The organism is Suttonella ornithocola, assembly GCF_001889065.1.
Lineage (GTDB): Bacteria > Pseudomonadota > Gammaproteobacteria > Cardiobacteriales > Cardiobacteriaceae > Suttonella_A > Suttonella_A ornithocola.
The window spans coordinates 1-5,871 of the sequence record NZ_LWHB01000070.1 but is presented as its reverse complement, the minus strand read 5'-3'; the positions used below and the strand labels follow the sequence as shown (position 1 = coordinate 5,871).

3 protein-coding genes are annotated in these 5,871 nt (G+C 40.1%); all 3 read right to left on the bottom strand.

Annotated elements, in window-relative coordinates; genetic code table 11:
• Positions 1 to 250: 250 nt before the first annotated feature.
• Genes carB through carA form a run of 3 tightly spaced genes read right to left on the bottom strand, consistent with a single transcriptional unit; the run spans position 251 to position 5,614 of the window.
• Complete coding sequence (gene carB / locus A5N85_RS05965; RefSeq protein WP_072576417.1) at positions 251 to 3,448, bottom strand: carbamoyl-phosphate synthase large subunit; 3,198 nt, start codon at positions 3,446 to 3,448, stop codon at positions 251 to 253.
• 22 nt (positions 3,449 to 3,470) lie between these two features.
• Complete coding sequence (locus A5N85_RS05960) at positions 3,471 to 4,454, bottom strand: hypothetical protein (protein ID WP_072576416.1); 984 nt, start codon at positions 4,452 to 4,454, stop codon at positions 3,471 to 3,473.
• 20 nt (positions 4,455 to 4,474) lie between these two features.
• The gene (gene carA, locus A5N85_RS05955) at positions 4,475 to 5,614 is read right to left on the bottom strand and encodes a glutamine-hydrolyzing carbamoyl-phosphate synthase small subunit (RefSeq protein ID WP_072576415.1); all 1,140 of its coding nucleotides are present in this window, start codon (positions 5,612 to 5,614) and stop codon (positions 4,475 to 4,477) included.
• Positions 5,615 to 5,871: the final 257 nt, after the last annotated feature.

The window sequence follows — 5,871 nt, the reverse complement described above, 5'->3', positions numbered from 1 at the left end:
AATATGCTTTTCAAAATACTACTAAATATTATATTAGATGTTATTGTTAAACGCAATARTGAAACTTTTGCAAAATTCCGTTTTATATTAATTTTTGCTACTAGTAGAAAGATTAACACCGTGATTTTAATATGTTTTCAAAATTTAAAAAATTGAAATTTCTCTATTTTATGTTTTTTTGCAAAGGTCTCAAAATATATTTTCTGCGTAAGCCATTATGTGTATAGCTTACACAGAAAATCCTTTAAAATTATAAAGAGCAGTACGTTTCTTGCAATGAACGTACGATTTCTTCTTCAGTTTTATTTGCTAATACTGATGCTGTTGCTTGCCCACCAGCTAAGGTAGTGACATAAAAGACTTTATGCATTAAAGCTTCTCGGCGAATAGAGTAAGAATCGGCAATGGATTGTTTCCCTTCAGTTGTGTTGATAATCATCGCAATATCGCCGTTGATAATATAATCAACAATATGTGGACGACCTTGCGCAACTTTATTGATACGTTCGCAGGGGATATTTGCCTGTGTTAAAGTCTTGACAGTACCATCGGTAGCAATAATTTGATAACCAGCATCAATAAGTGTGCGACATATTTCAATGACTTTTTCTTTATCGCTATTTTTGACAGAAACAAAAATTTTTGCGCCTTTTTGTGGTAGTTTTTCACTCGCACCTCGGATAGCTTTGTTATAAGCTTCAGCAAAAGTTTCCCCTAATCCCATAACTTCACCTGTTGATTTCATTTCAGGACCAAGGATGGGATCAACGTTTTGGAATTTAGCAAATGGGAAAACCGCTTCTTTGACCGCATATTTATTTGGCGTGATATCAGCAGTAATGCCTTGTTCAGCCAATTTTTGACCTACCATCACACGTGCGGCAATTTTCGCTAATGGTCTGCCAGTAGCTTTAGAAACGAAAGGAACGGTACGAGAAGCGCGAGGATTGACTTCCAAAATATAGATATCTTCACCTTTAACGGCAAATTGCGCATTCATCAAGCCAATGACGTCGAGTGCTAAAGCCATCTCTTTACTTTGGCGTGCAATCTCTTCGGTAATCTGTGTGGATAAACGGTAAGGTGGCAGTGAGCAAGCAGAATCGCCAGAATGGACGCCCGCTTCTTCGATATGTTCCATAATGCCGCCAATGATGATGTTTTCTCCATCGCAAATGACGTCGATATCCACTTCGATTGCGTCGTTTAAAAATCTATCCAGCAAAATGGGCGCATCGGGGGAGACGTGCAAAGCGTCTTTCATATAAGTGGCGAGGTCGTCATCGTTATAGACGATTTCCATTGCGCGTCCGCCTAATACATAGGAAGGACGGACGACCAGTGGATAACCGATTTCTTGGGCTTTTTCGAGCGCTTCTTCCGTATTACTAGCGGTGCGATTGGGCGGCTGACGCAGATTGAGTTCATTTAATAAGGCTTGAAAACGCTCTCTATCTTCTGCTCGGTCTATTGCATCAGGTGAAGTTCCAATGATATTCACGCCTTCTGCTTCTAAAGCGCGTGCGAGCTTAAGGGGGGTTTGTCCGCCGTATTGCACAATAACACCATCAGGTTGTTCGATATGTACAATTTCGAGGACATCTTCTAAAGTGAGTGGTTCAAAATATAGTCGATCGGCAGTATCAAAATCGGTAGAAACGGTTTCAGGATTACAGTTCACCATAATGGTTTCAATACCGTCTGCTTTGAGCGCAAGGGCAGCATGAACACAACAATAGTCGAATTCAATTCCTTGTCCAATGCGATTTGGTCCACCCCCTAAAATCATGATTTTTTGATTACCTGTTGGCTGTGCTTCACAGAACTTTTCATAAGTGGAATACATATAGGCAGTAGTACTGGCAAATTCAGCCGCACAACTGTCCACTCGTTTATAAACAGGATGAATATCTAGGTCATGGCGCAAAGTACGAATATCTGCTTCCTTACGCTGACAGCATTGCGCAATAAAAGCATCAGAAAATCCTGCCCGTTTATAAGCAAATAAAGTATCCCTATCTTCAATTAAATGTGGCTCTGCACGAAGATGCATTTCCATTTTAATAAGCGCTTCCATTTGCGCTAAGAACCAAGGATCAATAGCCGTTAAGCGGTACACATCCTCAATAGAGTAATTTTGTCGAAAAGCCTCAGCAACATAAAAAATGCGTTGTGGTGTAGGAATACTGACTTTTGCTTCACTAAAATCTTTTGGACGATCAAAACCTAAATGTCCTTCTTCAAGTGAGCGAATCGCTTTGTTTAACGATTCTTTAAAGGTTCGTCCAATTGCCATGACTTCACCCACCGCGCGCATTTGCGTATTCAAGCGAGGTTCTGTTTGTTTGAATTTTACAAAATCAAAACGTGGAATTTTCGTTACGACATAATCAATTGCGGGTTCAAATGAAGCAGGAGTAACCCCGCCAGTAATCTCATTTTTGAGTTCATCTAGTGTATAACCGACAGCAAGACGTGCGGCGACTGAGGCAATCGGAAAGCCGGTTGCTTTAGAGGCGAGTGCTGAAGAACGTGATACACGTGGATTCATCTCAATAACAATCACGCGTCCATCTTTTGGATTGATAGCAAATTGCACATTCGAACCGCCCGTTTCCACACCAATTTTCCGCAAAATGGCAATTGATGCATCGCGCAGATTTTGATATTCCTTGTCGGTGAGCGTTTGCGCAGGCGCAATAGTGATACTATCGCCGGTATGCACGCCCATTGGGTCGAAATTTTCAATCGCGCAAACGATAATCGCGTTATCCGCCTTATCGCGCACCACTTCCATTTCAAACTCTTTCCAGCCGAGTAAAGACTCTTCGAGTAACACTTCCGTGGTCGGTGATAAATCCAAACCATGCGCGGTAATTTCTTCAAATTCATCACGGTTATAGGCAATACCACCACCACTACCGCCTAAGGTAAAGGACGGGCGAATAATCACAGGAAAACCTAGCTCGGCTTGTGCTTCTCGTGCCTCTTCCATGCTATGCACGGCAAAAGATTTTGCGCTACCTAAGCCGATTTCATCCATCGCTTTTTTGAACAAATCGCGGTCTTCAGCGGTTTCAATCGCCTGAACACTCGCGCCAATTAGCTCAACCCTATATTTTTCCAATACGCCATGTTTCGCGAGGTCAAGCGCGCAATTAAGCGCCGTTTGCCCGCCCATCGTCGGTAAAATCGCATCTGGACGTTCTTTCTCAATAATCTTTTCAACGGTTTGCCATTGAATGGGCTCAATATAAGTCGCATCCGCCATTTCAGGGTCGGTCATAATCGTAGCAGGATTAGAGTTGACCAAAATAATACGGTATCCCTCGCGTTTTAGCGCTTTACACGCTTGCGCGCCGGAATAATCGAATTCACACGCTTGTCCAATGATAATTGGACCTGCACCAATGATGAGGATAGAGTTTAAGTCGGTACGTTTGGGCATAAGTTACTCGATTGATAATAAGTTAATTCTTAATAAAAATGGGTTTAGGATTTAAAATAAAATGCTCGCCATTAAAATTTAATTCGACAAAAGCATTGGGAAGGAGAGTTTCTTTATGTTGATAGAAATCAAATCCGCTACCGTTTTGCATAATTTTGAGTGATTGCTCTCCGAGCGGAAAGTGTAATTTGGCTTGTCCTGTATTTTTATCTTCTTCAAAAGACCATTCTTCATTTGCAGTTGAATGTGTGATGTTATCTAGCTCTATCCTTATAAGAACTGTTGGTGGCTGATCAGCCTTTTCAATAAAAAGTGGGTAAGGAAGTAAGGTAGCGCCATCTAAAAATTTAGGATCTTTATAGCCAAGCTTATAAGCTTTAATTTCGTGTGAACTAAGTGAGCGACTATGTGTTTTTTTGGTAAACCGTAAATAAATCGGTTCATTGTCAACCATCACTTTTTCAATGCGATATGTATCGCCACGAATATCACAACAGGCATCGAGAAAATCTGCTTGGCTTAAATCATTGAATGTATGATATAGCCTGCTTGTGGTATTAGTAAAATGAGCAACACTACCAAAGTTTGCCATTGTACCGCGTTCTGGAATATACCAAGAATACCAGCGCAAATTATTATCAGGTGCGGTAGCAATCGTTATTAGCGGATGTTTTTCTAGGTTAGAAGGTACCAATAATTTATAGTCGCTATTTACGGCCATTTCCTGGAAAAGCCATAATAAATGCTGTTGAACAAGGCGATACATACCAGATAATTCTTCGGAATATTTTTTATCTTTAAGATTATCAAGTATCTGTAAATCATCATTAATAGACTGTTCAATCTCTGCGAGTGTGCCAACACGCCCGACAGAAATTGAAAAATCTCTCTCATCTTCTGCCATAGCAGTTGAGAGTGTAAGGATATTTATGATGAAAAATAAACTTAGTCGTTTTTTTAAGGAGTAAAACCTGAAAAAATAGGAAGATGAAAAAAAATTTTTCATAACAGATTTCCTCTTTTTTTCTAAACTTGATTTGTCATCGCCTCTACAAACCGCTGAAACAAGCCTTCCGCATCTCGTGGACCGGGGCTGGCTTCAGGATGTCCTTGAAAAGCAAAAATGGGTTTATCCGTCCACGCAATGCCTTGTAATGAGCCATCAAATAGTGAACGATGCGTTGGGCGGACGTTATCAGGCAGAGAATTTTCATCGACGGCAAAGCCGTGATTTTGTGAAGTAATCATTACGCGTCCTGTTTCTAAATCTTGTACAGGATGATTAGCACCATGATGTCCGAATTTCATTTTGATAGTTTGTCCGCCACAAGCTAGTCCCAATAGTTGATGCCCTAAACAAATCCCAAAAATGGGAATGTTTTTATCAATAAAAGTGCGAATAGCCTCAATTTGTGCGGTTAGCGGTTCGGGGTCACCAGGACCATTAGAAAGGAATATTCCGTCAGGATTAAGTGCAAGTGCATCTTCTGCGGACGTATCAGCAGGGACTAAGGTAACACGGCATCCATGAGCGGCTAATAAACGAAGAATATTGCGTTTAATACCAAAATCATAAGCAACTACATGATAATTGCCGCTTTTTTCTTGATAGGTATTTGTTGATATATCCCAAGTGCTTTCTTGAGAGTAGGGAGTTGTCGTTTTAATAGATACTTTTTCTGCTAATGCTTGTCCTGCCATAGATGGATGATTACGAGCGGCGGCAATGGCTTCGGCTTCATTGATTTGTTCGCCAGCCATTAAGCAAGCATTTTGCGCCCCATGCGTGCGTAAGCGGCGAGTTAATTCTCGTGTATCAATATTAGCGATAGCAACAATTTGTTGGGATTGTAAGTATTCAGATAAAGATTGTTCTGCGCGCCAAGAGCTGTAATGATTTGGCGTATCTCGCACGACTAATCCAGCTGCTTGGATTTTTTCAGACTCAACATCTAATGAATTAACTCCAGTATTTCCAATATGGGGATAGGTGAGCGTGACAATTTGTCCTAGGTAAGAAGGGTCGGTCAGAATTTCTTGGTAACCAGTCATTGCGGTATTAAAAACCAATTCACCAACGCTTCTTCCATTCGCGCCAATAGAAATTCCTCTAAAAATACTACCATCAGCTAAGGCAAGAATAGCTGGCGTATGATTTTGCCGCATAGTGTCCTCTCGTAGATTTTAAACAAAACTTGTTTATTCTATCAGAAACCAGCAGTAAGAATTAAGGTATTTTCATATTTTTCTGAATTAAAAGTGAATGTTACATTTTTCTTAAATAGTATTTTTTCATTATTTTTATGTGAATTTTTGAGGATTTTATCGTATTATACGTGTTATTTTTTAAGATAAAAAACCTTCGTCAATAGTAAAAAAATTGATAAAATAATAGCATCAATTTTGTTATCATCAAGGAGAAA